Annotated in this window: 1 protein-coding gene; it reads left to right on the forward strand. The window is 38.0% G+C overall.

Annotated features, from left to right (window positions below):
• On the forward strand, positions 1 to 552 hold a 552-nt coding region (locus HMPREF2963_RS08910), incomplete at both ends, for a MucBP domain-containing protein (RefSeq protein ID WP_186821962.1).

A 552-nucleotide genomic window follows, 5' to 3' on the forward strand; every position in this document is an offset into this window, starting at 1 on the left:
TTACTTACTTCTATGATCTGATTCCAGATGCACCTGAAGAATATGGTAATGTTGTTGTTGATTACCAAGACAAGAAGGGCAATACCATTGCACCACGTGTTGTGGATACACCAGATAGTAAAGTTGGTACAAACTACGATACAACCGATCACAAACCAACTAGAATTACTACAGCCGATGGTAAGGTTTATCGCATTGATCCAAAAGCAACTCAAGGTCAAGAAAGTGGTAAGATTGTCAAAGGAACCACTCGCGTTGTTTATGTTTATGATGAAGTAGTCGGTGATGTAACAGTTCATTATAAAGATGAAAATGGTAAAGTCATTAAAGACCCTGAAAAGGATACAGTCGGTGCTCCAATCAACACTGTTTATGATACTCGTGATCACGCTCATAAGACGATTACTACAAAAGATGGTCGTACATATGAAATTGTTCCTGAAAAGACTCAAGGTCTTGAACAAGGTCGCGTTGTTGAAGGAAATACAGATGTTACGTATATCTATAAACAAGTATTCGGTGATGTAGTTGTTCACTATGTGGATGAATCTG

The organism is Streptococcus sp. HMSC067A03, from assembly GCF_001814295.1.
Lineage (GTDB): Bacteria > Bacillota > Bacilli > Lactobacillales > Streptococcaceae > Streptococcus > Streptococcus constellatus.